Origin of the sequence: Acinetobacter legionensis, from assembly GCF_048552295.1 — a bacterium.
Taxonomy (GTDB): domain Bacteria; phylum Pseudomonadota; class Gammaproteobacteria; order Pseudomonadales; family Moraxellaceae; genus Acinetobacter.
The window spans coordinates 1-358 of sequence record NZ_JBIMCW010000087.1; the positions used below are offsets into that span (position 1 = coordinate 1).

Below are 358 nucleotides of genomic sequence, written 5' to 3' on the forward strand. Positions count from 1 at the left end.
TGGGCTTTACTTTTGGCAAGTAGTCATGTGTTTGCTGTAGATGGAAAAATTACAGTGAATGGTGCTGTGACTGATGGAACATGTACTTTACGACCTACTAAAATTCATCCAGGAACTGGCATGAAGAATATAATGATTCCGATGGCCGCTGTGCCTAATTCAAGCTTTACCCCTACAAATACGATACAAGGGACCACAAACATTTTTCTGGAACTTAGTAAATGGCTTGGGTGATTACTGTGATGTGGCACAAAATATAGCCTTTAAAGGTATTCATCTCAGTCCAATTTCAGCAACTGACTTAGATGAATCGGATAAGACTTTGTTGATCAATAAAGCCACAGGTGCTTCTGTTAAA

General features: G+C 39.1%; 1 protein-coding gene. It reads left to right on the forward strand.

All coding sequences use genetic code 11. The annotated features are described in order from the left end of the window. A partial coding sequence (locus tag ACG916_RS21575) for a fimbrial protein (RefSeq protein ID WP_512700248.1) occupies positions 1 to 234 on the forward strand: 234 nt, incomplete at its 5' end. Positions 235 to 358: the final 124 nt, after the last annotated feature.